The 22,262-nt window shown below is 68.7% G+C and carries 21 protein-coding genes and 1 tRNA gene; 10 read left to right on the top strand and 12 right to left on the bottom strand.

Annotated features, from left to right (window positions below; genetic code table 11):
* Positions 1–5: 5 nt before the first annotated feature.
* From purL to ACIA8L_RS49680, 6 genes are all read right to left on the bottom strand, one after another.
* Positions 6–2,372 carry a phosphoribosylformylglycinamidine synthase subunit PurL gene (purL, locus tag ACIA8L_RS49705; protein WP_395916248.1) on the bottom strand — a complete coding sequence of 789 codons (2,367 nt, stop codon included), beginning with the start codon at positions 2,370–2,372 and terminating at the stop codon, positions 6–8.
* Complete coding sequence (gene purQ, locus ACIA8L_RS49700; RefSeq protein ID WP_395916246.1) at positions 2,369–3,049, bottom strand: phosphoribosylformylglycinamidine synthase subunit PurQ; 681 nt, start codon at positions 3,047–3,049, stop codon at positions 2,369–2,371. The genes purL and purQ overlap by 4 nt, the downstream gene beginning before the upstream one ends.
* Positions 3,046–3,324, bottom strand: a complete 279-nt coding sequence (gene purS / locus ACIA8L_RS49695) for a phosphoribosylformylglycinamidine synthase subunit PurS (RefSeq protein ID WP_395916244.1) — start codon at positions 3,322–3,324, stop codon at positions 3,046–3,048. Before purS ends, purQ begins: the two co-directional genes overlap by 4 nt.
* Before the next feature lie 153 nt (positions 3,325–3,477).
* Positions 3,478–4,908, bottom strand: a complete 1,431-nt coding sequence (gene purB / locus ACIA8L_RS49690) for an adenylosuccinate lyase (protein ID WP_395916242.1) — start codon at positions 4,906–4,908, stop codon at positions 3,478–3,480.
* A gap of 14 nt (positions 4,909–4,922) precedes the next feature.
* Complete coding sequence (locus tag ACIA8L_RS49685; protein WP_395916240.1) at positions 4,923–6,500, bottom strand: hypothetical protein; 1,578 nt, start codon at positions 6,498–6,500, stop codon at positions 4,923–4,925.
* A 29-nt stretch (positions 6,501–6,529) separates the two neighbouring features.
* Positions 6,530–7,747, bottom strand: a complete 1,218-nt coding sequence (locus tag ACIA8L_RS49680) for an acetyl-CoA C-acetyltransferase (RefSeq protein ID WP_395916238.1) — start codon at positions 7,745–7,747, stop codon at positions 6,530–6,532.
* A 79-nt stretch (positions 7,748–7,826) separates the two neighbouring features.
* Between ACIA8L_RS49680 and ACIA8L_RS49675 the strand changes: the two genes are divergently transcribed.
* Genes ACIA8L_RS49675 through ACIA8L_RS49655 form a run of 5 tightly spaced genes read left to right on the top strand, consistent with a single transcriptional unit; the run spans position 7,827 to position 13,847 of the window.
* Entirely contained in the window at positions 7,827–9,131 is a 1,305-nt protein-coding gene (locus tag ACIA8L_RS49675) for a 3-oxoacyl-ACP reductase (RefSeq protein WP_395916236.1), read from the top strand.
* A gap of 1 nt (position 9,132) precedes the next feature.
* Positions 9,133–10,029 (top strand): MaoC family dehydratase, encoded by an 897-nt coding sequence (locus ACIA8L_RS49670; protein ID WP_395916234.1) that lies wholly within the window; start codon positions 9,133–9,135, stop codon positions 10,027–10,029.
* A gap of 4 nt (positions 10,030–10,033) precedes the next feature.
* The gene (locus ACIA8L_RS49665) at positions 10,034–12,247 is read left to right on the top strand and encodes a hypothetical protein (RefSeq protein WP_395916233.1); all 2,214 of its coding nucleotides are present in this window, start codon (positions 10,034–10,036) and stop codon (positions 12,245–12,247) included.
* 20 nt (positions 12,248–12,267) lie between these two features.
* Positions 12,268–13,449 carry a dTDP-4-amino-4,6-dideoxygalactose transaminase gene (rffA, locus tag ACIA8L_RS49660; RefSeq protein WP_395916231.1) on the top strand — a complete coding sequence of 394 codons (1,182 nt, stop codon included), beginning with the start codon at positions 12,268–12,270 and terminating at the stop codon, positions 13,447–13,449.
* Positions 13,446–13,847 carry a GtrA family protein gene (locus ACIA8L_RS49655; protein ID WP_395916230.1) on the top strand — a complete coding sequence of 134 codons (402 nt, stop codon included), beginning with the start codon at positions 13,446–13,448 and terminating at the stop codon, positions 13,845–13,847. Before rffA ends, ACIA8L_RS49655 begins: the two co-directional genes overlap by 4 nt.
* Before the next feature lie 8 nt (positions 13,848–13,855).
* On the opposite strand, the gene ACIA8L_RS49650 is transcribed toward ACIA8L_RS49655, so the two are convergent.
* Both ACIA8L_RS49650 and ACIA8L_RS49645 read right to left on the bottom strand, forming a co-directional pair.
* The gene (locus tag ACIA8L_RS49650; protein ID WP_395916228.1) at positions 13,856–14,575 is read right to left on the bottom strand and encodes a hypothetical protein; all 720 of its coding nucleotides are present in this window, start codon (positions 14,573–14,575) and stop codon (positions 13,856–13,858) included.
* Positions 14,576–14,720: 145 nt separating this feature from the next.
* Positions 14,721–14,808 (bottom strand) — tRNA-Ser (locus ACIA8L_RS49645).
* A gap of 453 nt (positions 14,809–15,261) precedes the next feature.
* Between ACIA8L_RS49645 and ACIA8L_RS49640 the strand changes: the two genes are divergently transcribed.
* Positions 15,262–15,666: a hypothetical protein gene (locus ACIA8L_RS49640; protein WP_395916226.1), complete on the top strand. Its 405-nt coding sequence runs from the start codon at positions 15,262–15,264 to the stop codon at positions 15,664–15,666.
* A 7-nt stretch (positions 15,667–15,673) separates the two neighbouring features.
* Positions 15,674–16,630, top strand: a complete 957-nt coding sequence (locus tag ACIA8L_RS49635; RefSeq protein WP_395916224.1) for an NAD(P)H-quinone oxidoreductase — start codon at positions 15,674–15,676, stop codon at positions 16,628–16,630.
* Here the strand turns inward: ACIA8L_RS49635 and soxR are convergent.
* Both soxR and ACIA8L_RS49625 read right to left on the bottom strand, forming a co-directional pair.
* On the bottom strand, positions 16,617–17,042 hold the full coding sequence (gene soxR, locus ACIA8L_RS49630) for a redox-sensitive transcriptional activator SoxR (protein ID WP_395916384.1): 426 nt from the start codon (positions 17,040–17,042) through the stop codon (positions 16,617–16,619). The genes ACIA8L_RS49635 and soxR overlap by 14 nt on opposite strands.
* Entirely contained in the window at positions 17,039–17,746 is a 708-nt protein-coding gene (locus ACIA8L_RS49625) for a glycosyltransferase family 2 protein (RefSeq protein WP_395916223.1), read from the bottom strand. The genes soxR and ACIA8L_RS49625 overlap by 4 nt, the downstream gene beginning before the upstream one ends.
* A 102-nt stretch (positions 17,747–17,848) precedes the next feature.
* Here ACIA8L_RS49625 and ACIA8L_RS49620 point away from each other — a divergent pair, with 102 nt between their 5' ends.
* Positions 17,849–18,238, top strand: a complete 390-nt coding sequence (locus tag ACIA8L_RS49620) for a PPOX class F420-dependent oxidoreductase (protein ID WP_395916221.1) — start codon at positions 17,849–17,851, stop codon at positions 18,236–18,238.
* 128 nt (positions 18,239–18,366) lie between these two features.
* Here ACIA8L_RS49620 and ACIA8L_RS49615 read toward each other — a convergent pair whose 3' ends face one another.
* Both ACIA8L_RS49615 and ACIA8L_RS49610 read right to left on the bottom strand, forming a co-directional pair.
* The gene (locus ACIA8L_RS49615; protein WP_223099768.1) at positions 18,367–18,576 is read right to left on the bottom strand and encodes a BldC family transcriptional regulator; all 210 of its coding nucleotides are present in this window, start codon (positions 18,574–18,576) and stop codon (positions 18,367–18,369) included.
* Between the two features lie 583 nt (positions 18,577–19,159).
* Positions 19,160–19,999 carry a hypothetical protein gene (locus ACIA8L_RS49610; RefSeq protein ID WP_395916219.1) on the bottom strand — a complete coding sequence of 280 codons (840 nt, stop codon included), beginning with the start codon at positions 19,997–19,999 and terminating at the stop codon, positions 19,160–19,162.
* Positions 20,000–20,160: 161 nt separating this feature from the next.
* On the opposite strand from ACIA8L_RS49610, the gene ACIA8L_RS49605 reads away from it, so the two are divergent.
* Both ACIA8L_RS49605 and ACIA8L_RS49600 read left to right on the top strand, forming a co-directional pair.
* Positions 20,161–21,219 (top strand): Glu/Leu/Phe/Val dehydrogenase dimerization domain-containing protein, encoded by a 1,059-nt coding sequence (locus tag ACIA8L_RS49605; protein WP_395916217.1) that lies wholly within the window; start codon positions 20,161–20,163, stop codon positions 21,217–21,219.
* Between the two features lie 229 nt (positions 21,220–21,448).
* Entirely contained in the window at positions 21,449–21,673 is a 225-nt protein-coding gene (locus ACIA8L_RS49600) for a DUF3073 domain-containing protein (RefSeq protein ID WP_395916215.1), read from the top strand.
* Positions 21,674–22,262: the final 589 nt, after the last annotated feature.

Below are 22,262 nucleotides of genomic sequence, written 5' to 3'. Positions count from 1 at the left end.
CGGCGTTACGAGGTGGAGTCGTCTAGCGGCGCGTGCGGTACCTCTGGAGCTTCGACCGGCTCGAAGTAAGGGGCCGGAGCGCGGTATGCGGGCGCCTCGGTCGACACCTCACCGAACAGGGCGGGCAGGGTGCCCATCCAGGCCGAGCGGAGTTCGTCGAGCGCGATCGTGAACTGGCCGCGGACGTCCAGCGCGCGGCTGCGGCCGTCGACGGTGCCGATGGTGGTCACCGGCAGGCCGTGCTGGGCGCACAGGGCCGTGAACGCCTTCTCGTGGCCGCGCGGGACCGAGACCAACGCTCGCGCCGTTGACTCCGAGAACAGCGCCACGAAAGGGTTGAGGGACTCGGGCAGGGTGATGTTGGCGCCGCAGTCGTAGCGGAGCGTGGCCTCGACCAGGGCCTGGGCCAGGCCGCCGTCGGAGAGGTCGTGGGCGCTGGACAGGTGGCCGCGCTCGCCGGCCTCAGTCAGGACCGCGGCCAGGATGCGCTCGCGGGTCAGGTTGACGCGCGGGGGCTGGCCGCCCAGGTGCTGGTGGGTGACCCAGGCCCACTCGGAGCCGGAGAGCTCCTCGGTGGTCTCGCCCAGGAGCATGATCAGGTCGCTGTCGCCGCCGAAGCCCATCGGGACCCGGCTGCCGACGTTCTGCATGATGCCCAGGACGCCCACGACCGGGGTCGGGTGGATGGCCTGGGAGCCCGTGGAGTTGTAGAAGGAGACGTTGCCGCCCGTGACCGGGATGCCCAGCTCGGCGCAGCCGTCGGCCAGGCCGCGGACGGCCTCGGCGAACTGCCACATGACCTGCGGGTCTTCCGGGGAGCCGAAGTTGAGGCAGTTGGTCACGGCAAGCGGGGTCGCGCCGGCGGTGGCGACGTTGCGGTACGCCTCCGCCAGCGCCAGCTTCGCCCCGTTGTATGGGTCGAGGCGGGCGAACCGCGCGTTGCCGTCCACGGAGAGGGCGATGCCCAGGCCGGTCTGCTCGTCGATCCGGACGACGCCGGAGTTTTCGGGCTGGGCCAGGATCGTGTTGCCCTGCACGTAGCGGTCGTACTGCTCGGTGACCCAGCTCTTGTCGCACAGGTTGGGGCTGGCGGCCAGGCGCAGCAGGGTCTCGCGGAGCTCGACGCCGGTGCGCGGGCGGGACAGTGTCTCGGCCCGGTCGGCCTGGAGCAGGATCAGGTCGGCGGGCTCGCGCATCGGGCGGGCGTAGACCGGGCCGTCGTCGACCAGGGAGCCCGGCGGCACGTCGACGACCGTCTCGCCGTGCCAGGTGATGACCAGGCGGCCGGTGTCGGTGACGGTGCCGATCGCGGTGGCGATGACGCCCCAGCGGTCGGCGACCTTGAGGACCTCGTCGAGCTTGGCCGGGTCGACGATGAGCAGCATGCGCTCCTGCGACTCGCTGGCCAGGACCTCCTGCGGGTCCATCGAGGCCTCGCGGAGCGGGACCGTGTTCAAGTCGACGTCCATGCCGGTGCCGGCGGCCGCCGCGGTTTCGGTGAGCGCGCAGGTGAGGCCGGCGCCGCCGAGGTCCTGCACGCCGACGATCAGGCTGCGCTCGTAAAGCTCCAGGCAGCTCTCGATCAGGAGCTTCTCGATGAACGGGTCGCCCACCTGGACCGATGGGCGGCGGGCCGGGCCGTCGGCGTTGAAGGTGGCGCTGGCCAGCACCGAGACACCGCCGATGCCGTCGCGCCCGGTCTTGGCGCCGAGCAGCACGACGATGTTGCCGGGGCCGTGGGCTTCCTTGTTCTGCAGGCGGTTGACCGGCAGGACACCGACGCAGAGCGCGTTGACCAGCGGGTTGCCCTGATAGCAGGGGTCGAAGACGACTTCGCCGCCGATGTTGGGCAGGCCCAGGCAGTTGCCGTAGCCGCCGACGCCGGCGACGACGCCGGGCAGGACGCGCTTGGTGTCCTCGTGGTCGGCGGCGCCGAAGCGCAGCGGGTCCATCACGGCGACCGGGCGGGCGCCCATGGCGAGGATGTCACGGACGATGCCGCCGACGCCGGTCGCGGCGCCCTGGTAGGGCTCGACGAAGCTCGGGTGGTTGTGCGACTCGACCTTGAACGTGACCGCGATCTCGTCGGAGATGCGGATCACGCCCGCGTTCTCGCCGATGCCGGCCAGCATGAGCTCGGACTTGGGCGCCTTCTCGCTGAACTGGCGCAGGTGGACCTTGCTGCTCTTGTATGAGCAGTGCTCGCTCCACATGATCGAGTACATGGCCAGCTCCGACGTGGTCGGGCGGCGGCCCAGGATCTGGCGGATCCGCTGATACTCGTCCTCGCGCAGGCCCAGTTCCTCGTAGGGCTGCTCCTCGTCGGGGGTCTTGTCGGCCTGCTCGACGGTGTCAAAGCCAGCGGCGGTCATACTCGCGCTCCAAGGTGAGCGAGCACGGACGTGAAGATGCCGAGGCCGTCGATGGACGGCCCGGTCAGCACCTCGACGGCGTGCTCCGGGTGGGGCATGATCCCGACGACGTTGCCGGCCGCGTTACTGATCGCCGCGATGTCGTGCAGCGAACCGTTGGGGTTCCCCCGGATGTATCGGGCCACGACCCGGCCCTCGGCCTCGAGCTCGTCGAGGGTGCGCTCGTCGGCCATGTAGCAGCCCTCCCCGTTCTTGACGGGGATCACGATCTCCTGGCGGGGCTGGAAGCCGACCGTCCAGGCGGTGGTGTTGTTCTCGATGCGCAGGCCCTGGTCGCGGTTGCGGAAGTGCAGGTGCTGGTTGCGGGTGAGGGCACCGGGCAGCAGATGGGCCTCGCAGAGGACCTGGAAGCCGTTGCAGATGCCGAGCACCGGCAGCCCGTCGCCGGCCGCCCGCACGATCGAGTCCATGACCGCGGAGAACCGGGCGATGGCGCCGGCCCGCAGGTAGTCGCCGTAGGAAAAGCCACCCGGCAGGATGACGCCGTCCACTCCATAGAGGTCGGCGTCGGCGTGCCAGAGCGGAATGGCCGCGGCCCCGGCGAGGTGCACGGCCCGGGCGGCGTCGCGGTCGTCGAGCGAGCCGGGGAACGTGACGACCCCAATGCGGGCGGTCACTGCTCCTCGCCCTCCGCGACCTCAGCAGGCTCTTCAACAACTTCCTCGACCCGCAGCGAGAAGTCCTCGATCACGGGGTTGGCCAGCAACTTGTCCGCGATTTCGCGAGCCCGGTCGAGATCGGCGGAGCCGTCGAACTCGATCTCGATGCGCTTGCCGATGCGCACCGAGGACACGCCGTCCACGCCGAGGCGTGGCAGCGCGTTCGCGACGGCCTGACCCTGGGGGTCCAGGATCTCCGGTTTGAGCATGACGTCCACCACGACGCGGGCCACGGGGCACTCCTGACAGTTGAGTCGGGCGCTCGAGGGCGAGCGACACGAGCCTACCGGGCAGCGTTCCACCGCAGTTCACCGGCCGTGAAAGCATCGCCCGCTACGCATCTTAGCGGCCCGCCGAACGGCCAAGATCTTTCGCAATGGGAAGGCTCAGAGGATGGGCGGGGGCACGTAGGCGGCGGCCGACGGGTAGCGCTCCACGACCCGGTCGATCTGCGCGACAACGGCGTTGACCTGCGCGGATGCCGCCCCGACGAACTCCGAAGGGGAGGCCACGAGCGCCTGGACGTCGCCCTCGGTAAGGCGCAGGCGGGAGTCGCCGGCGAGCCGCGAAAGCAGATCGTTGTCCGAAATGCCCTTTTCGCGCATGGCCAGGGCCACGGCGACGGCGTGCTCCTTGATGGCTTCGTGAGCATCCTCACGGCCGACCCCGCGGCTGACGGCGGCGACCAGGACCCGGGTCGTCGCCAGGAACGGCAGGTACCTATCGAGTTCCCTCGCTACAACCGCGGGATACGCCCCAAATTCGTCCAGTACCGTCAAAAAGGTTGCAAAAAGCCCATCAACCGCGAAAAACGCATCGGGTAGAGCGACGCGTCGCACGACCGAGCAGGACACGTCCCCCTCGTTCCACTGGTCGCCGGCCAGCTCCCCGACCATCGACAGGTAACCCCGGACGATCACCGCGAGCCCGTTGACCCGCTCGCAAGACCGGGTGTTCATCTTGTGCGGCATCGCCGACGAGCCGACCTGGCCCGCCTTGAACCCCTCGGTGACCAGCTCATACCCGGCCATCAGGCGGATCGTGGTGGCCAGGCTCGACGGGCCGGCGACGGCCTGGGCCAGCGCGGACACCACGTCGAGGTCCAGCGAACGCGGGTACACCTGGCCGACACTCGTGAGCACATTGCCGAACCCGAGGTGCTCGGCCACCCGGCGCTCCAGCTCGGCGACCTTCTCCGCGTCACCGCCGAAGAGGTCGAGCTGGTCGGCGGCGGTGCCGACCGGCCCCTTGATGCCCCGCAGCGGATAGCGTTCGAGCAGATTTTCGATCCGGTGGTATCCGATGAGCAGTTCCTCGGCCGCCGAAGCGAACCGCTTGCCGAGCGTCGTGGCCTGGGCCGGGACGTTGTGCGAGCGGCCGACCATGACCAGCTCGTCATACTGCTTCGCCCGCGCCGCCAGCCGGGCCAGCGCGGCGACCATGCGGTCCCGGACCAGCTCCAGCGAGCGGCGGATCTGCAGCTGCTCGACGTTCTCGGTCAGGTCCCGCGAGGTCATGCCCTTGTGGATGTGCTCGTGGCCGGCCAGGTCGGAGAACTCCTCGATCCGGGCCTTCACATCGTGCCGGGTGACCCGCTCCCGCTCCGCGATCGAGGGCAGGTCGACGTCGTCGAGGACCCGCTCGTAGGCCTCGACGACACCGTCCGGCACCGCGACCCCGAGCTCGCGCTGCCCCTTGAGCACCGCGAGCCAGAGCCGCCGCTCGAGGCGGACCTTCTCTTCCGGCGACCAGATGTCGACCAGTTCTGGAGAGGCGTAACGGGCGGCGAGAACGTCAGGAATCCGAGCTTTGGTCACGCCGCCCATTGTGCCTAAGTGCGTGGTGGGTGATCGCGCTCGGGGAGCCCGTACTGCAGCGCCACGCGGTCGAGGTACAACAGCTGCCCGGCAATGCCGACGACCAGGAAGAGCAGCAACATGGGCAGCGGAAGGAGGCGGCTGTAGGGCAGGTCCCGGGCCGGCCCGTACTCGCTGAGCACCCGGAACACCGCATAGAACCCGGTCGGCTGCTTCCCGTTGCTGCTGACGTACGGCCACAAAGCGTCCTGGGCCAGCACGAGCCAGGTCGCGAAGTACGCCAGGCCGAGCGCCGGCAGCCCGGGCCAGATCACCGACCACCACGAGGCCGGCCGCCCCTCCTGGAGCAGCACCTCGCGGCGCAGCGCCTGCCCGCGGAACAGCATCGCGAGGAGGATGAGCGCCGGAATGGTCACCCGCGACGGCGGGATGAGTGCGACGAACGTGTTGAGCCGGCCGGCGGTCTGCCCGGCCGCGTACTCCCGCAGCACCAGCGGCCCGACGCCGACGAACAAGAACAGACCGAAGGGCAGCAACAGCAGCTCGCTGTACTTCCCGAGCGGTCGCAACCCGCTGATGCCGAACGCGGCCAGGCCGGCCACGGTGACCCCGATGAGCGTGGCGATGAGGGGCGGGATCCAGGTGTTGACGAAGGTGCCCGGAATCCGGTCGTCGTCGCCGGCGATGTGGCCGAGCCACGGCCAGATCCCGACGAGCGTGACGACGAGCACGATCAGGAGCAGCGCGCCCAGCGGCCCCCACGCCCAGGCCTTGCCCGGCTTCGCCGTGGACGTCACCTGGAATCGCAGGTTGGTGACGATCACCAGCGCGGTCGCGGCCAGCCCGAGCAGCATCAGCGGGACGAGCAGCACGGAGGAGATGGCCGAGGCGACGCCGAAGTTGAAGCGGACGAAGGCGTCCTGCGTCATCTGCAGCACCGGCGTGGCGTGCCGCTCGTCCGCCGGGACGTTCTGGAAGATCTGCGGGAACGTGAACTCCTGCAGGGCCAGGGCGAGCACGGTCAGCACGGCCAGCAGCGCGCCGAGGATCACCCCGGGCCAGGGGCTGCGGCCGCTGCGGAACGCGGCCAGGTAGAGCGTCGCGGCGGCGGCCGTGACGACACCGAACGTCCCGAGCCAGAACGCGGAGAGCTGGGAGGACTTGCCGACGAAGTGCGCGACGGCGATGCCGAGCGGTGCGAACGCGGCCAGCGGGATCACCAGGAGGCCGCGGGTGACCCAGCGGCCGAGGCGCCCGGCCGTGTCGGCCGCCCAGGCCAGCGCCGGCGCGACGACCAGGACGGCGACCAGCGGGAGCAGGGCCAGGAGCAGGGCCCAGCCGATCGCGCCGCCGAGGCCCTTGTCGAAGGCCTCGCGATAGTTGTCCCAACCGACGGACCCGCCGGTGTCGCCGTCGGTCAGGAAGCGCACGCCGCCGAGCTTGTTGAAGGAGCTCTTGAAGGTCCAGAAGACGGGTTCGACGTATGAGGTGATGAGCAGCACCAGCGCCGGGAGCACCAGTACGAGGCCGACCACCACCTGCCAGGCGGGTCGCGGGGTGGCCGGGCGCAGCATCGTGGGCTGGACGGTCATGCCGAACACCCTATGGGCCCGGTGCGATTTCAGCGCGACAAGATGGCCGTCACGCCCTGGCCGCCCGCGGCGCAGATGGAGATCAGCCCGCGACCGGATCCCTTCTCGGCGAGGAGTTTGGCCAGGGTGGCCACGATCCGGCCGCCGGTCGCCGCGAACGGGTGGCCGGCCGCGAGCGAGGAGCCGTTGACGTTGAGCTTGGCCCGGTCGATCGTCCCCAGCGTCTTCTCCAGGGCCTTCAGGGTGGCCAGGACCTGCGACGCGAACGCCTCGTGGATCTCGTAGTAGTCGAAGTCCTGGAGCGTGAGGCCGGCCCGCTCGAGCATTCGTGGCAGGGCGTAGACCGGGGCCATGAGCAGGCCGTCCGCGCCACCGACGAAGTCGACGGCGGCGGTCTCGGCCGTCTCGAAATACGACAAAATTGGGTATTTCCGTTTAAGTGCCCACTCTTCCGAGGCCAGCAGGACGACCGCCGCCCCATCGGTCAGCGGAGACGAGTTGCCCGCCGTCATGGTCGGACCGTAAACCGGCTTGAGCGAGGCCAGCTTCTCCAGCGACGTGTCCGGGCGGAGGTTTTGGTCGCGGGCCAGGCCGAGATAGGGCGTGACCAGGTCGTCGAAGAAGCCGCGGTCGTACGCCGCGGCCAGGTTGTGGTGGGAGGCCAAGGCCAGCTCGTCCTGCTCGGCCCGGCCGATCGCGAACTCGGCCGCGGTCAGCGCCGCGTGCTCGCCCATCGACAGCCCGGTCCGCGGCTCGGCGTTGCGCGGGATGTCGGGGCGGAGCTGGCCGGGGCGAAACTTGCTCGCCGCGCGCAGCCGGGCGCCGAGGGAGCGGGACCGGTTGAGCTCCATCATGATCCGCCGGGCGTCCTCGTTGACCCCGAGCGGCGCGTCGGAGGTGGTGTCGACGCCGCCGGCAATGCCCACCTCGATCTGGCCCAGCGCGATCTTGTTGGCCACCAGGGTCACCGCCTCGAGGCCGGTGCCGCAGGCCTGCTGCAGGTCGTAGGCCGGGGTCCGCGGATCGAGCCGCGACCCGAGCACTGACTCTCTGGTCAGGTTGAAGTCGCGGCTGTGCTTGAGCACCGCCCCGGCCGCGACCTCGCCCAGGCGCTCCCCGGCCAGCCCGAAGCGGGACACAAGTCCATCTATGGCGGCGGTCAGCATGTCCTGGTTTGATGCAGTGGCGTATGCGCTGCCAGAGCGGGCGAAGGGGATGCGGTTGCCACCGACGATCGCGACCTTCATGGGGTTCTCCTTCTCCACGAGGCGGTACCCTACTCGCGAGTAGGTTAGCGCGCGGAAGTGTGACTGGGGAGGCACCGCAATGACCGATCGCTACGCGACCTTCGCCCACTCGGGCGCCGGGAGGTTCCTGGTCAAACGCCTGGGCCTGCCCGACCCACCCAAACTGCGGCGATTCGGAGCGGGAAACGACTTCGGGCCGGTCACCCTCGGTGGCTCCGGGCGGCTGGCCGAGCCGACCCGGCACATCCTCGACAAGCTGCCGACGGCCGGTGAGGGCACCGCGGCGCTGGTCTTCGACGCCAGCGGGATCACCGACAGCACCGGCCTGCGGGCGCTCTACGACTTCTTCCATCCGGTGATCCGCTCGCTGCGCCCCTCCGGCCGGGTGATCCTCCTGGCCACCCCGCCCGAGCTGTGCACGAGCGCCCGCGAGGCGACGGCCCAGCGGGCCCTGGAGGGGTTCGTCCGCTCGGCCGGCAAGGAGATCGGCCGCGGCTCGACCGCTCAGCTCGTCTACGTCGCCCCGGGCGCCGAGGAGGCCACCGAGTCGACGCTGCGGTTCCTGCTGTCCGGGCGCTCCGCGTACGTCTCCGGCCAGGTCATCCGCATCGGCCCGGCCACCGTCGACGTCCCCGACGACTGGGACCGGCCGCTGGTCGGCCAGACCGCGATCGTCACCGGCGCCGCCCGCGGGATCGGCGCGGCCATCGCCCAGGTGCTGACCCGCGAGGGGGCGCACGTCGTCTGTCTCGACGTACCGGCGGCGGGTGAAGACCTGTCCCGGGTCGCCAACGAGCTCAAGGGCACCGCGCTCCAGCTGGACCTCACCGCCGAGGACGCCCCGCGCCGGCTGGCCGATTTCATCGCGACCCGGCACGTACACGCCGACGTGTTCGTCCACAACGCCGGCATCACCCGCGACAAGACGCTCGGCCGGATGGAGGCCGGGCAGTGGGAGTCGGTACTCGACGTCAACCTCACCAGCCAGGAGCGCATCAACGACGTGCTGCTGGCCGAGCGGCTCCTCGGCACCAACGGCCGGATCGTCGCCGTCTCGTCGGTGTCGGGCATCGCCGGCAACCGCGGCCAGACCAACTACGCCACCTCCAAGGCCGGCGTGATCGGCCTGGTCCAGGCCACGGCGGGGGCGGTCGCCGAGAACGGCCTCACGATCAACGCCGTGGCGCCCGGCTTCATCGAGACCAAAATGACCGCGGCGATGCCGATGTTCCTGCGGGAGAGCGGCCGCCGGCTCAACAGCCTGGCCCAGGGCGGCCTCCCGGTCGACGTGGCCGAGACCATCGCCTGGCTGGCCAGCCCCGCATCGGGCGGCGTGAACGGCAACGTCGTGCGCGTGTGCGGGCAGAGCCTGCTGGGAGCCTGAGTTGGAATTCTTGGTTTTGGAACAAACGCCGAAGCTGTTTCCGTCGTACCGTGCGGCGGTGCTGCGGCGGCCAAACGGTGCTTCGCTGCCGTCGCGAGAACTGCGCCTCCCGAACGTCACCGTGGATGTCGCGCATCTCGCGCAGTACAACCGGGTCTGTGGCTTTCGCCTTCGCGACGAACTCCCGGCGACCTATCCGCACGTTCTCGCGTTTCCGATGGCCTTGTCCCTGATGACCGCTGCGGATTTCCCGTTTCCGGCCCTGGGCATCGTGCACGTTGCCAATGAGATCCAGGTGCTGCGTCCGCTGCGGTCTTCAGATGCATTTTCCTTGTCGGTACGCGCTGAGGCCCTGCGTCCACATGAGCGCGGCCGGCAGTTCGATGTCGTCGCGACCGCTTCGATCGCGGATTCGCCCGTCTGGATCGGGCGGTCGACGTATCTGCGGCGGGACTCTGACTCCACCCGCGCTGTTGGCTCTACCCGCGCTGTTGGCTCCGCCCAATCCTCGATCAACAAATCCGACATTTTTGATTTGCCGCGTGCGACAGCGGTCTGGCGGGTGCCGCGGCGGACCGGGACCGACTACGCCCGCGCGTCCGGCGACCGCAATCCCATCCACACCAGCCGCCTTTTGGCTCGCGCCTTCGGATTCAAGAGCACGATCGCGCACGGCATGTGGACGAAAGCCCGCTGCCTGGCCGCGCTCGAGGGCCGGCTGCCGGCCAAGTTCGCCGTCTCCGTGCAGTTCAAACTGCCGATCCTGCTGCCCGCGACCGTGGAGTTCGCGGCGAACGGCGGGCAGATCGCCGTACACGATCGAAGGACAGGAAAGCCGCACTTGACCGGCACGATCGTTGACCACGACTGTGCAGACCCTGACGAGGGCGCCCGCTGAGCCCATGACCGCGGCGCCCAAGGGTGCGCTCGCCGTCCGGTTCGCGGCCCCGCTCCTGCTGCTCGTCTCCGTTTTCGCGGTGCTGTGGTTCTACCGCGTACCACCGCTGACGACGGCCATTTTCCTCGTGTATCTCGCGCTCGGCATCACGCTGCCGGGAACGCTCTGGTGGCGGCTGGGCCGCGGCCGTTCCGAATGGCTCGTCGGGGATCTGGCGGCCGGGCTCGCGGTCGGGTACATCGGCGAAGTCTTCTGCTATGTCATCGCCCGGCTGCTCGGTGCGCCACTCCTGGTGCTGGTCTTTCCGTTGGCCACGGTCGCGCTGTTCGCGTTGATCCCGGCCTGGCGGCCGCATTTCCGCCCCGACCTCTCGCCGGAGCGCCCGTCGCTGCCGTTCCAGTGGGTGCTGACCGCATTGGCCGGGCTGACGCTCGTGTGGAGCATCAAATTCTTCCGGGTGTACGGCCTGCAATACCCGGCCAACGCGTCCCCCGACACCGACAGCCCGTTTCACCTCGCGCTGCTGGGCGAGGCGAAACACCACATGCCGCTCACGATCCCGTGGATTCAGGGCGAGCCGCTGCTGTACCACTGGTTCGTCTACCCGGAGATGGCGGCCACGAGCTGGGTCACCGGCATCGAGCCCAACGTGCTGCTGCTGCGCCTTTCCATGCTGCCGATGCTGATGGCGTTCACGGCGCTCATCGCAATGCTCGGCCGCCGCGTCATCGGCAACTGGTGGGCCGGCGCCGCCGCGAGTGCGGTGACACTGCTGGTCCTGGCTCCGAACCCGTACCAGTGGCAGCTGAACGCTTTCTACCGCGATCTCGCGTTCTCCGGCTTCGACGACGGCGCCTATCTGCGGCAGACCGCGTGGACGGGCCCAACCCAGACCTTCGGCGCGCTGTTGTTCGTCCCGGTGATGCTGGTCCTGGTCGATCTGTTGCACGGTTCGCGGCGGCAGTGGGTGCTGTTCGCGGTACTGCTGGCCGGCGTAACGGGAGCCAAGGCGACCTACCTGCCGTTGCTGGCCGCCGGTCTCGGCCTGCTCATCGTGGTCCGCCGTTTCCACCGGGTGGCGCTGCTCGCGCTGGGCGGCACCGTACTGGCTTTCCTCGCCGGCATGCTGCTGCTGTTCGGGGCCAGCAGTCAGGGCACTCGGCTGGCGCCGTTGACCGATGTCGCCACCGGAGGAATCGGCGCCACGACGGGATTCAGTGCGGGCCGCGAACCGTGGAACCTGCTCGTGCTGGCGTTCCTGACGGTGCTGTGCTGGGCCGCGATGTGGGCGGGGATCGCACTGCTCCGCCGGCCGTCGCCCGAGCTGGTGGTGATGCTGGGGATGGGCCTGGCGGGGGCGGCGGCGACAATGCTGCTGGGCCAGGACGGCGACAGTCAGCGCTATTTCCTGGAGTCGGCACGGCCATACCTGTGCATCGCTGCCGTCGCCGGTCTTGCCCGCTTCAACGGCCGGATTCTGATCGCGTGGAGCGTCGCCGGGATCGTCGTCATTCAGGCCGTACAAACGCTGGGTCGAAACGACATCCCACGAGAAGCGCCGTTGCTTGACCTAGTTCTTCCGTATGGAATTCTGCTTGTTGTTCTCGGTGCCGTTTGGCTGGTGTCGAAATATCCGCCGCTCCGCAACGGATATTTCGGACATATCATGATTTTTGGGTTGCTTCTGGGATTCGGGGTGAATACCAGTGTGCAGCACTTTTTGTTGATCGCCTCCGAGTCGCGGCAGAGCGGGTTCCGGGACGTCGTGCGGACGCCGCGATACATCAGCCCCGGCACGCTCGAGGCCGGCCGCTGGCTGCGCGACCATTCATCCCCGAACGACCTCGTCGCCACCAATGCGCATTGCCTCACCTTCCAGGGCCAGTGCAGCAATCTGCACTTCTCGATGACGGCGTATTCCGAGCGGCGGATGCTGGTCGAGGGCTGGGGCTTCGCCACGACCGCACACGAGGAGGCGGCGCGGCTCGGCACCTGGGTCGGCGCGGTGCCGTACTGGAAGCCGGCCGTGCTCGCCGCGAACGATGCCGTGTTCGCGGATCCGAGCGCCACGAACGTGGACGTTCTTCGCGATCGCTACCGAGTCCGGTGGCTGTTCGTTGATGAGACGCAGAGCAGCGTTTCGCCACGCCTTGCGGACTTTGCGAGCATTCGCTACCGATCCGGCGTGTGCGTGGTGTACGAGCTGCCCCGTCCCTGACGTTAGGTAGGCGCCCGCCAGTGAAAGCCACGAAGCAACTCGCCGTCCCGTTCAACAAGGGCTACCTGACCGGAGCCGAGACCGGGTATATGCAACAGGCGATGGTCAACGGCCCGATGACCGGCGACGGCCCCTTCACGAAACGCGCCAACCAACTGCTCAACCAGATCATCGGCGCTCGGCACACACTGCTGACGACGTCCTGCACCCACGCCCTGGACATGACCGCGCTGCTGCTGGAGCTCGAGCCCGGCGACGAGGTCATCCTGCCGTCGTTCACGTTCTGCTCGACGGCCAACGCCTACGCCCTGCGCGGCGCGGTACCCGTCTTCGTCGACTGCCGCCCCGACACCCTGAACATCGACGAACGCCTTATCGAGTCGGCCGTGACTGACCGTACCCGCGCAATCGTCGTCGTCCACTATGCCGGCGTGGCGGTCGAAATGGACGCGATCATGGCCCTGGCGAAGCGCCATAACCTGGTCGTCATCGAGGACAACGCCCACGGCTTGGGCGGCACCTACCGCGGCCGCAATCTGGGCTCGATCGGCGCCCTGGCCACGCAGAGCTTCCACGAGACGAAGAACGTCCACTGCGGCGAGGGCGGCGCCCTGATCCTCAACGACGACCGCTTCTACGAACGCGCGGAAATCATCCGGGAAAAGGGCACGAACCGCGGCCAGTTCTTCCGCGGCATGGTGGACAAGTATCGCTGGATGGACCTGGGCAGTTCCTACCTGCCGTCCGACCTGCTGGCCGCGTTCCTGACCGCCCAGCTCGAGCACTTCACCGAAATCCAGCGCCGCCGCCTGCACATCTGGAACAGCTACCACAACCGCCTGGCCACGTGGGCCGTCGAACACGGCGTCATCCAGCCCACCGTTCCAGAAGACAGAACCCACCCCGCGCATTTGTACTTCCTGTTGCTGCCCGACCTGGAAAGCCGCTCGGCGATGCTGTCCCATTTGCTGGAGCACGGCGTCCTGGGCACCTTCCACTACCAGCCCCTGCACCAGGCCCCCGCCGGCCAGAAGTACGGCCGCACCGCGGGCTGCCCGGTAACCGAAGACGTGGCGGACCGCCTGCTCCGCCTCCCGCTGTATCCGGGCATGCAACAGGAGGACATCGACCTGGTCATCAATGCCGTCGAGTCCTACCGCCCGATCCGCCGCCCCCGCCCGACAATCCCGTGCGGCAAGTGACAACAACGGTAGAACGGTTCCTCTCCGACCGCCGCGTGCGCTACGTGGCGGTCGGCGCCATTTCCTCAGCCGTGTACTACGCCCTGTTCACCGCGATCTACCTGACCACCCGCACCCACCTGCACTACCTGGCCATCCCGATCCTGGCCAATCTGGGCTGCGCTTTCGCCACGTACCCGCTGCAGCGCCACTGGGTCTTCCAGTCAAAGGGCCCACTGGTGGCCGGCTTCCTGAAGTTCTACGTGATCTGTTTGTGGGCTCTGCTCTTCACCTACGCCGGCCTGCCGCTCCTGGTCGAGCTGGCCAACATCCCAGTCCTGCCGGCCCAGGCCATCCTGATCGTGACCGCCCCCCTCATCAACTACCAACTCAGCAAGTGGTGGGCCTTCCGCCGCTGACACCCCGGTCACTGTCTCGCGTGGGCGCCCAGCGTCACCTCTTTCACGAGGAGCCGTAGTCGGCTGATGTATACGGCGAACTCGGCTTCGAAGTCCTTCGAGAAGACAGGCGCGGCGCCGACGCGGTTTTCCACGACGTCAATCTGTGGTGTCAACGGCCACGGTATGGGCAGGTAGCGCAGTGCCTTCAGCATGGCGGCCTGCCGAATGATGAGCGCCGAGTTCACCTCCCGCGTTACTGCAAGGCCCATGATGCTCGCCGTAATTATCGCCCGCCACGTAGTCTCGGAGGCGCCTTGTGAGTTTTTCAAGAACGCAACGAAACGTCCCAGTTCCTCCTCGATCGAAACGGTGAGAAACGCAGCCGCACCTCGGTCCTGCAAGCCCTCGATCGCCGCGATGAACGACGTGACGGCGGCATCGAACTCCGCCGTCCGGACGACGGCATCGTCGTCTTCGGGCGCCTTCGTTCGAAGCCGCTCGTATTCCGCTGCCAGTTTCGTGACCGAGGTCGCGAGGGGGACGTAGACGCTGTTGGTATAGGCGCGCGCGTTCTCCAGGTAGTTGTCCTGAAGTTTCTGTCGGTACGTGACTTCCAGTTCGCGAACCTTGCGGTTAGCGGCGACAACCACCGCCGTAGCACTGGCCACGGCACCGAGAACGACCCCCGCAGCGGTAATGACGGCGGTAAGCCACGTCGGTACTCCGCCTGGCGTAGGTGACGTCATCGCCGCACGATATCTGCGGTGGCAGGCAGCGCGGCGCAGCCGACCAGGCGATTCTCAGGTCCGAACGTCGTTAGCGGACGAGCATTCGGGCCGTCCGTTCCGCTTCCGGCATCAGCCGGTGCTTGCACTGATTAGCGAGCGGAAGCGGAGGGCGTGGGATTCGAACCCACGGAGACGCGGAACGCCTCACCGGTTTTCAAGACCGGCGCCATCGGCCACTAGGCGAGCCCTCCCGGCGGAACGACGCTAAGTGTGCCAGATGCTTGCTCGCCGCGCGGGTGTCACCCACGTGAGGGACGTCGTTCGGGGGAACGCGGGGCGGTGAAACCGCGGGCTGGGTGTCCGAAATGCGCACCAGGCGGGGATGAGCTGCGCAGACTCGAGGTACGGCAGACCGCTGACGGGGGGACGGGACTGTGCACCTCTTCTTCAACGATCCTCGGGTCGGGTGCGTCACTCGGCATCGGCGGATTGTGCGGCCCTCGTTGGCTGCGCTTGTGGCTGGTGGCGTTGGGGTTGCGGCCATCGGGGTCATTGTGGGGTCGGCTGGGTTTGATTCGACCCGGGGGCGGGATGAGCGGGGGCGGGAGCAGGATGGTGGGTTTGCCATGCCTGTTGCCGGGGGCGGGGATCGGGGGGCCAGTGCCAGTGGGCCGCTCGGGATGAGTACCGTGCCGGCCGCGCCCGTGCCCATTCTTGACTTCGGGGGTACCCCGACCGTCGCGCCCTCGCCGGTGCCGGCCGGGCAGGGCGATCCGCAGCAACAGCAGCAGGCCAAGCGGCGGGCCGTGGTGACGGTGGAGAGCAGCACCCGGAGTCCTCGGCATGCGGCTCCTACGACCGCGGCGACCGAGATTCCGGCCATCGAGGTGCCGCCGGTCACGGAGGAGCCGACGGTGGGGCCCACGGCGGAGCCCGCGGAGGAGCCGGTCCAGGAGCCGGTGCAGCAAGGAAGGCATCGGCGCGACCAGGACCGCGGGGACCAGGGCCAAGACCAAGACCAGGACCAGGGGCGGAACTGGCAGCGGGACTCGCAGAGCGATTGGTGGGGTGACGGCCACCAGTGGCGGCCGTGGTGGGAACGGCAATGATAGAGCTGTGCATGCGATCACGATCGAACGTCCCGGTGGGCCTGAAGCGTTGCGCTGGACCGAAGTAGCCGATCCCGCACCCGGGGACGGTGAGGTCCTGATCGAGGTGGTGGCGGCCGGTGTCAACCGGGCTGATGCGCTGCAGCGGCAAGGGTTCTACCCGCCGCCGAAGGACGCGCCGCCCTACCCGGGGCTCGAGGTGTCCGGGCGGGTCCGGGCGCTCGGGAGTGGGGTGCACACCTTGCAGGTCGGGCAGGAGGTCTGTGCGCTGCTCGGTGGTGGAGGCTACGCGGAGCTCGTCGTCGCGCCCGCGGCCCAGGTGCTGCCGGTGCCGAAGAACGTCGGGCTCGTCGACGCGGCTGGGCTGCCCGAGGTGGCCGCGACCGTCTTCTCCAACATCGTCGACCTGGCCCGGCTCAAGCCCGGAGAGACGCTCCTGGTGCACGGGGGCGGGAGCGGGATCGGGACGTTCGCAGTACAACTGGGAAAGGCTCTTGGCGCTGAAGTCGTGGCGACCGCTCGCGCCGCGAAGCGGGACAGGCTGCTGGCGCTCGGCGCGGACCGGGTGATCGACTACACGGCGGCCGACTTCGCCAAAGAGGTGCAGGCCGATGTCGTGCTCGACATCATGGGCGGGCCGTATCTCAAGCCCAACGTCGATGTCCTCAAAGTCGGCGGGCGGCTGGTGGTCATCGGGCTGCAGGGCGGGCGCACGGGCGAGCTCGACATGGGGCAGCTGCTCACCAAGCGGGCCCTGGTCGCCGGCACCACGCTCCGGGCGCGGTCGGCGGGGGAGAAGGCGGCGATCGTGCGCGGTGTACGGGAAGAGGTCTGGCCCCTGCTCGACGAGGGCATGATCCGGCCCGTGATCGACACCCGGAAGCCCATCACCGAAGCCGCCGACGCGCACCGGCTTCTGGAATCCAACGAGCACTTCGGAAAAATCTTGCTCACGGTCGCGTGAGAATGACCGGGCCCTGGCCCTTCGCGGCCAGGCGGTCGTCGTTGTTGGCCAGGGCGCAGCTCTTCAGTGAGAGGCAGCCGCAGCCGATACAGCCGGTGAGCGTGTCGCGGAGGCGCTCGAGGAGCTTGATCTGGTCGTCCAGGTGCACGCGCCAGCCGGAGGAGAGCCGGGCCCAGTCGGCCTTGGTCGGGGTCCGGCCGGCCGGCAGGGAAGCGAGCGCCTCCTTGATGGTCTCCAGCGGGACGCCGACCTGGGCGGAGATGCGGATGAAGGCGACCCGCCGCAGCGAAGAGCGCTCGTAGCGGCGCTGGTTGCCGCCGGTGCGGGTGGCCTGAATGAGGCCGAGCTTCTCGTAGAACCGCAGCGCGGACGGGGCCACGCCGCTGCGGGCGGAGAGTTCGCCGATGGTCAGGAGGTCCCGATGTTGCGGGACGGCTTGCGCATCCGTTCGCGGGACAGGATCCACAGCGCCTCGACCCCGTCCTTCCAGGTGATCTTCTTGCCCTCTTCGCGGGTGCGGGCGCGGTAGCTGATCGGGACCTCGTATGGCCGGTGCCGGTTGCGCAGCAGCTTGCCGGTCACCTCGGCTTCCATGCCGAAGCCGGCCGAGCGCACCTGCAGCGAGCGATACAGCGCGACGGGCATCAGCTTGAAGCACGTCTCGAGGTCGCCGAGGTAGCAGTTGTACAGCATGTTCGCCGCGGTGGTGACGGCCTTGTTGCCCATCACGTACCAGAACGAGAAGGAGCTGTGCGAGCCGAACGTCCGGTTGCCGTAGACGACCGTGGCCCGTCCGTCGAGCACCGGCTCGAGCAGCTTCGGGATGTCCTGCGGGTCGTACTCCAGGTCGGCGTCGAGAATGACCATGTAGTCGCCGGTGGCGTTGTCGACGGCGGTCTTGATCGCGGCGCCCTTGCCCTTGTTGCGCGGGTGGACCACCACGTTGAGCCGCTCGTCGTGCAGCCCGCGGAGGATCTCGGCCGTGCGGTCGCGGCTGCCGTCGTCGACGATGACCAACTCGATCTCGGTCGGGTAGTTCACGTCGAGCGCCTGCTTCACGGCGTCGGCCACACGAGCTTCCTCGTTGTAGACCGGCATCAGGATCGACAGCTTCATCAGGGCTCTCCGGGACGTTTTGGCTGGACCATCAGACTAGCGGCCCGTCACCCGGGGGTGTGACCCTCCCGCTGTCGAGCAGTCACTCGTACCGTGTGTCGTATGACGAACACTCCCGCCACGGTGGAGCGGTTGAGCGAGGAACAGTATCTCCTGGTGACGACGTTCCGCCGGGACGGTACCCCAGTGCCGACACCCGTATGGGCGGCGCGCGACGGCGAGGCGCTGATGGTGTGGACGGTCGGCGCCTCGGGCAAGGTCAAACGGATTCGCAACAACGGCCACGTGACCGTCGCGCCGTGCACGGTCCGGGGCAAGCCGACCGGCGACGAGCATTCGGCGCAGGCGGAGGTGCTCGGCCCGGACGGCGCCGCGCGGGCGCGCGAGCTGATGAAGAAGAAGTACGGCCTGCAGGGCCGGCTGGTCGTGTGGACCAGCGTCCTGCGGCGGGGCAAGGACGCCACCGTCGGTGTCCGGATCACGCTGGACTGACCGGACAAATTCCCCCGCAGGGGCGGAAAAGCAACGCGCTCGGATCACCGGGGGGTGACGATCCGAGCGCGTTGCGGTAAGAAGTCGTGTTGTTTTGGCGCGGGGGGTTGGTGCGAGGTACTGTCTCGTCAGTCGCCCGTGCGTTGCGTGGGAATCTGGCCCTGAAGCAGGGCCCGCACCTCGGACTCCCGGTAGCGACGGTGGCCGCCCAGCGTACGAATCGCGCTCAGCTTGCCCGCCTTCGCCCAACGGGTGACGGTTTTCGGGTCGACGCGGAACATCGACGCGACCTCAGCCGGCGTTAGCAACGGCTCAGGCTCATGCGTGCGAGATGGCATCGGTCACTCCTCCACAGGTACCCAGGAACGCCGGCCGGGGTCCCGCCGGTCGACGCGTTTCCTATGGTCCGGGTAGTCCCCGATGTCCGACATGGGCCGAACGGCTGAAGGTCCCTGTATGGACGGATGATGAATAAGTGAATTTTCCGACTTTGACACCGCAAAACCGGATAAATTCGGACTCATTTTGACGGAGGGTGAGCGACTCACCACGAATCTAGCTCACTCTTCGGGGTGATGGGTACCCCACAAAGTCTGTTCAAAAAGGCATAACGGACACGACCGAGGTGCGATTCGGTTGCTGAGGGTGACACCCGATCGGGTAGGTGACGAACCGGGCATTTAGCCCGGTCAGAATCCGAGACAGATTCATGAACAGGCGAAAAGCGATGACTCGGGTCCGCGGTGGGCGGGCGCCGTCGCTCCCGCCAGACACCGGTCGGCGCCGGGGCGCCTCCCTGCCAGGTCCGCGGTGAAAACGGTCCGAACCAAAGGGCAGCGACCCCTGGCGGGGCCGCAAAGGGCCGCGACAAGGCCGCGAAAGCAAAAGGCCGGCCCAGGGGGCCGGCCGTTCACGTGAGACTCAGTTGCAGCGCTCCAACAGCTGCACGATGCGCCACCGCTCGACGAGCTTCTCGTACACCTCGGTAGCCGCGTCAGCATCGCCCCGCGCCACGTTCGACAGCCCGGCCGACACCAGCCCCGGCGAGTCGTCCTCGGCGAGCGCGTCGTCCGGCATCAGGTTCACGAGGCCGCCGTAGTCCAGCTCGACGATCGACCGCGAGTGGAACTCCTCGAGCCAGCGGGCCGTCTCCTCGACCGCCACGGTGATCGGCGCGTCCCCCATGGCCCGCCGCAGCACCGCGTAGGCCCGATGGGCCCGCCGCCGCGCCTTCGAGATCTCCGTGCGATACCGCAGCACGCGACGGCCGGGCCGCAGCGACAGCTCCCGCTCCTCCAGGTCCACGAACACGAACCAGCGCAGAGGCACACCCCAGGTCGCGACCTGCTCGTGCACCCGTGGAAGACCCCGCTCCAGGACGTGGTCGCCGCTGCGCCAGTCGTCGACGATGGTCTGCGCGAGGCCGGCCAGCACGGGCGGTACGAACGCATCGGCGATGACGCTGGGCACGCCGTCGCGGGCGGTCAGCGCCGCCTCGGCCACCCGGATGCGCAGGTTCCAGGGGCAGACGAGCAGTGTGTCGTCGGCCTCCAGGACGTAGGCCTCCTCGGGCAGCGCCGGCAGGCGGGTCCAGCCCGCGCCGAGCGCCTCGAGGACCGCGGTCCGCTGGCGGACCGGGCCGTCGGACAGGGCGACGGCGCGGCCCTCCTTGACGTAGCGCCGCCAGTACAGCTGGTGGTCACGGTCGAAGGCAGCCAGCGGCTCGTACACCCGCAGGTATGACGCGAAGAGCGACGGCACGGCCCGATCGTCGCACGAAACGGCCGAACGGCGCGAAGGTGCCCTCGATCCAATGTCGATGTGTCGGAGTTAGGGTCGGACTTACCGCACGTGCAAGACCGCACAGTCGTGAACGGCTTCGTCTCACGAGGACGGGCCGCCAACTCGCTCCGGGAGCGCCCATGAGTGTGTTCACCACCAGCCACGAGCAGGTCGTCTTCTGCCACGACCGGCAATCCGGCCTGCGGGCCATCATCGCCGTCTACTCCACCGCCCTCGGTCCGGCCCTCGGCGGGACGAGGTTCTACCCGTACTCCTCCGAGGAGGAGGCGCTGCACGACGTGCTCGACCTCGCGCGCGGCATGGCGTACAAGAACGCGCTGGCCGGCCTCGACCTCGGCGGCGGCAAGGCGGTCATCTGGGGCGACCCGGACCGGGACAAGAGCGAGCCCCTGCTGCGCGCCTACGGCCGGTTCGTCCAGTCCCTCGGCGGGCGCTACTACACCGCGTGCGACGTGGGCACCTATGTGCAGGACATGGACATCGTGGCCAAGGAGACCAGGTTCGTCACCGGCCGCTCCGAATCGCACGGTGGCGCCGGCGACTCTTCCGTGCTCACCGCCTACGGCGTCTTCCAGGGCATGCGGGCCGCTGCCGGACACCGCTGGGGTGTCTCCAGCCTCACCGGGCGCCGGGTCGGGATCGCCGGCCTCGGCAAGGTCGGCAAGCACCTGGCCAAGCATCTGCTCGACGACGGAGCCGCGGTGGTCGCCACGGACGTCTCCGAGCGGGCGCGGGAGTGGGCGCGGGTGACGTACCCCCAAATCGAGCTTCTGGACAGCAATGAAGAGCTCGTCGCCGCCCCGATCGACGTCTACGCGCCCTGCGCCCTGGGCGGCGCCCTGAACGACGACACCGTCCCGGCCCTCCAGGCCAAGATCGTCGCCGGCGCCGCCAACAACCAGCTCGCCCACCCCGGCGTCGAGAAGCTCCTGGCCGAGCGCGACGTCCTCTACGCCCCCGACTACGTCGTCAACTCGGGCGGGGTCATCCAGGTGGCCGACGAGATCGAGGGCTTCAACTTCGCCCGGGCGAAGGAACGCGCGGGACGGATCTACGACACCACGAAGCAGATCCTGGACCTCGCCGCGGCCGACGGAGTGCCACCCGCGCTGGCCGCCGACCGGCTCGCCGAACGGCGGATGGCCGAGGTCGGCAGGCTCCGTACCATCTTGGTGTAACCATGTGCGGGGGCTCGGCACGGCAGTGACGACCCGTCGACCGCGGTGGTGCTTACCCGCCGGGAACCCGACCGGCCGGACGGGTAAGCAACGCCACCGAAATGGTCGGCAGGGGCGAGATGCCGAAAGGTGCTCTCGACATGTACCGTAAGAGCCACGAGAGATGCCTGACGTTGTCGGGGCCTGCCGGTAATGGCTGCCCCGTAATTCTGTGCGAGGGGGTCGAGCCATGGGGCGCGGCCGTGCGAAGGCCAAGCAGACTAGGGTGGCCAGGGAGTTGAAATATCACTCACCGAACACCGACCTCGAAGCGTTGCAGCGCGAGCTCGCGGCGGGCGGCCCTAAGTCATACGACGATCACGCTGAGCCAGGCGCGGTCGACGATGAGGCTGACGACGAGGACGACTACGACGACCCCTCTAGCGACAGTGATTGGCGCTCACGGGGTCGTTGACCAGCTGGTCAACCCGGCTCACGGGCACGTGGACAACCACGTGCCCGAGTCGTGTCCACAGCACCCGCACGGCGGCCGTTCTCTCGACGGCCCGCCATGCGGGTGCGTCGGCGTAGCCATCGCCAGGGTGCGTTCCCACCACCCCCCGGCGCAGCGCCACGACACACCTCACGAGGCGGTGCATCGATGCACCGCCTCCGATGTGGCGCCCAGGCTTCCCTGACCCGGCCCTATGGCCAGGCCGCGATGACACGCGCCCTGAGAGCGGTCAAGGCGCTCGAAGGCCACGTCGCGATCCGTCGTGCCTAAGCGGCGCCGGCTGAGGCGGACGCCAGGGGTAGCAAGGGCCGGCCGCTCCGCCGGGGTACACAGGTCGCGATCCGTCGCGCCTCCGTGGCGTCGGCTGAGGCGGACGCTGTGCAGTGCGGGCCGGCCGCTTCGCCGGGTGCACAGATCGCGATGCGTCGCGCCTCGAACCAGCCGACCCGTCACGCCTCGATCCAGCCGACCCGTCGCGCCTCAAATCGGGCGGCCCGCGTCCACGCCGAGACGAGACGACGCCAGCGCCAGGTCGCGATGCTTCGCGCCC

The organism is Dactylosporangium sp. NPDC051541, from assembly GCF_044454505.1.
GTDB lineage: Bacteria > Actinomycetota > Actinomycetes > Mycobacteriales > Micromonosporaceae > Dactylosporangium.
This window is presented reverse-complemented; position numbering and strand designations above follow the sequence as displayed.

Excerpts from the sequence above, each read along its gene's own strand:
- purL (WP_395916248.1), bottom strand. The coding sequence starts at position 2,372 with ATGACCGCCGCTGGCTTTGACACCGTCGAGCAGGCCGACAAGACCCCC.
- ACIA8L_RS49685 (WP_395916240.1), bottom strand. The coding sequence starts at position 6,500 with ATGACCGTCCAGCCCACGATGCTGCGCCCGGCCACCCCGCGACCCGCC.
- ACIA8L_RS49680 (WP_395916238.1), bottom strand. The coding sequence starts at position 7,747 with ATGAAGGTCGCGATCGTCGGTGGCAACCGCATCCCCTTCGCCCGCTCT.
- ACIA8L_RS49675 (WP_395916236.1), top strand. The coding sequence starts at position 7,827 with ATGACCGATCGCTACGCGACCTTCGCCCACTCGGGCGCCGGGAGGTTC.
- ACIA8L_RS49665 (WP_395916233.1), top strand. The coding sequence starts at position 10,034 with ATGACCGCGGCGCCCAAGGGTGCGCTCGCCGTCCGGTTCGCGGCCCCG.
- ACIA8L_RS49650 (WP_395916228.1), bottom strand. The coding sequence starts at position 14,575 with ATGACGTCACCTACGCCAGGCGGAGTACCGACGTGGCTTACCGCCGTC.
- ACIA8L_RS49625 (WP_395916223.1), bottom strand. The coding sequence starts at position 17,746 with ATGAAGCTGTCGATCCTGATGCCGGTCTACAACGAGGAAGCTCGTGTG.
- ACIA8L_RS49620 (WP_395916221.1), top strand. The coding sequence starts at position 17,849 with ATGACGAACACTCCCGCCACGGTGGAGCGGTTGAGCGAGGAACAGTAT.
- ACIA8L_RS49615 (WP_223099768.1), bottom strand. The coding sequence starts at position 18,576 with ATGCCATCTCGCACGCATGAGCCTGAGCCGTTGCTAACGCCGGCTGAG.
- ACIA8L_RS49605 (WP_395916217.1), top strand. The coding sequence starts at position 20,161 with ATGAGTGTGTTCACCACCAGCCACGAGCAGGTCGTCTTCTGCCACGAC.
- ACIA8L_RS49600 (WP_395916215.1), top strand. The coding sequence starts at position 21,449 with ATGGGGCGCGGCCGTGCGAAGGCCAAGCAGACTAGGGTGGCCAGGGAG.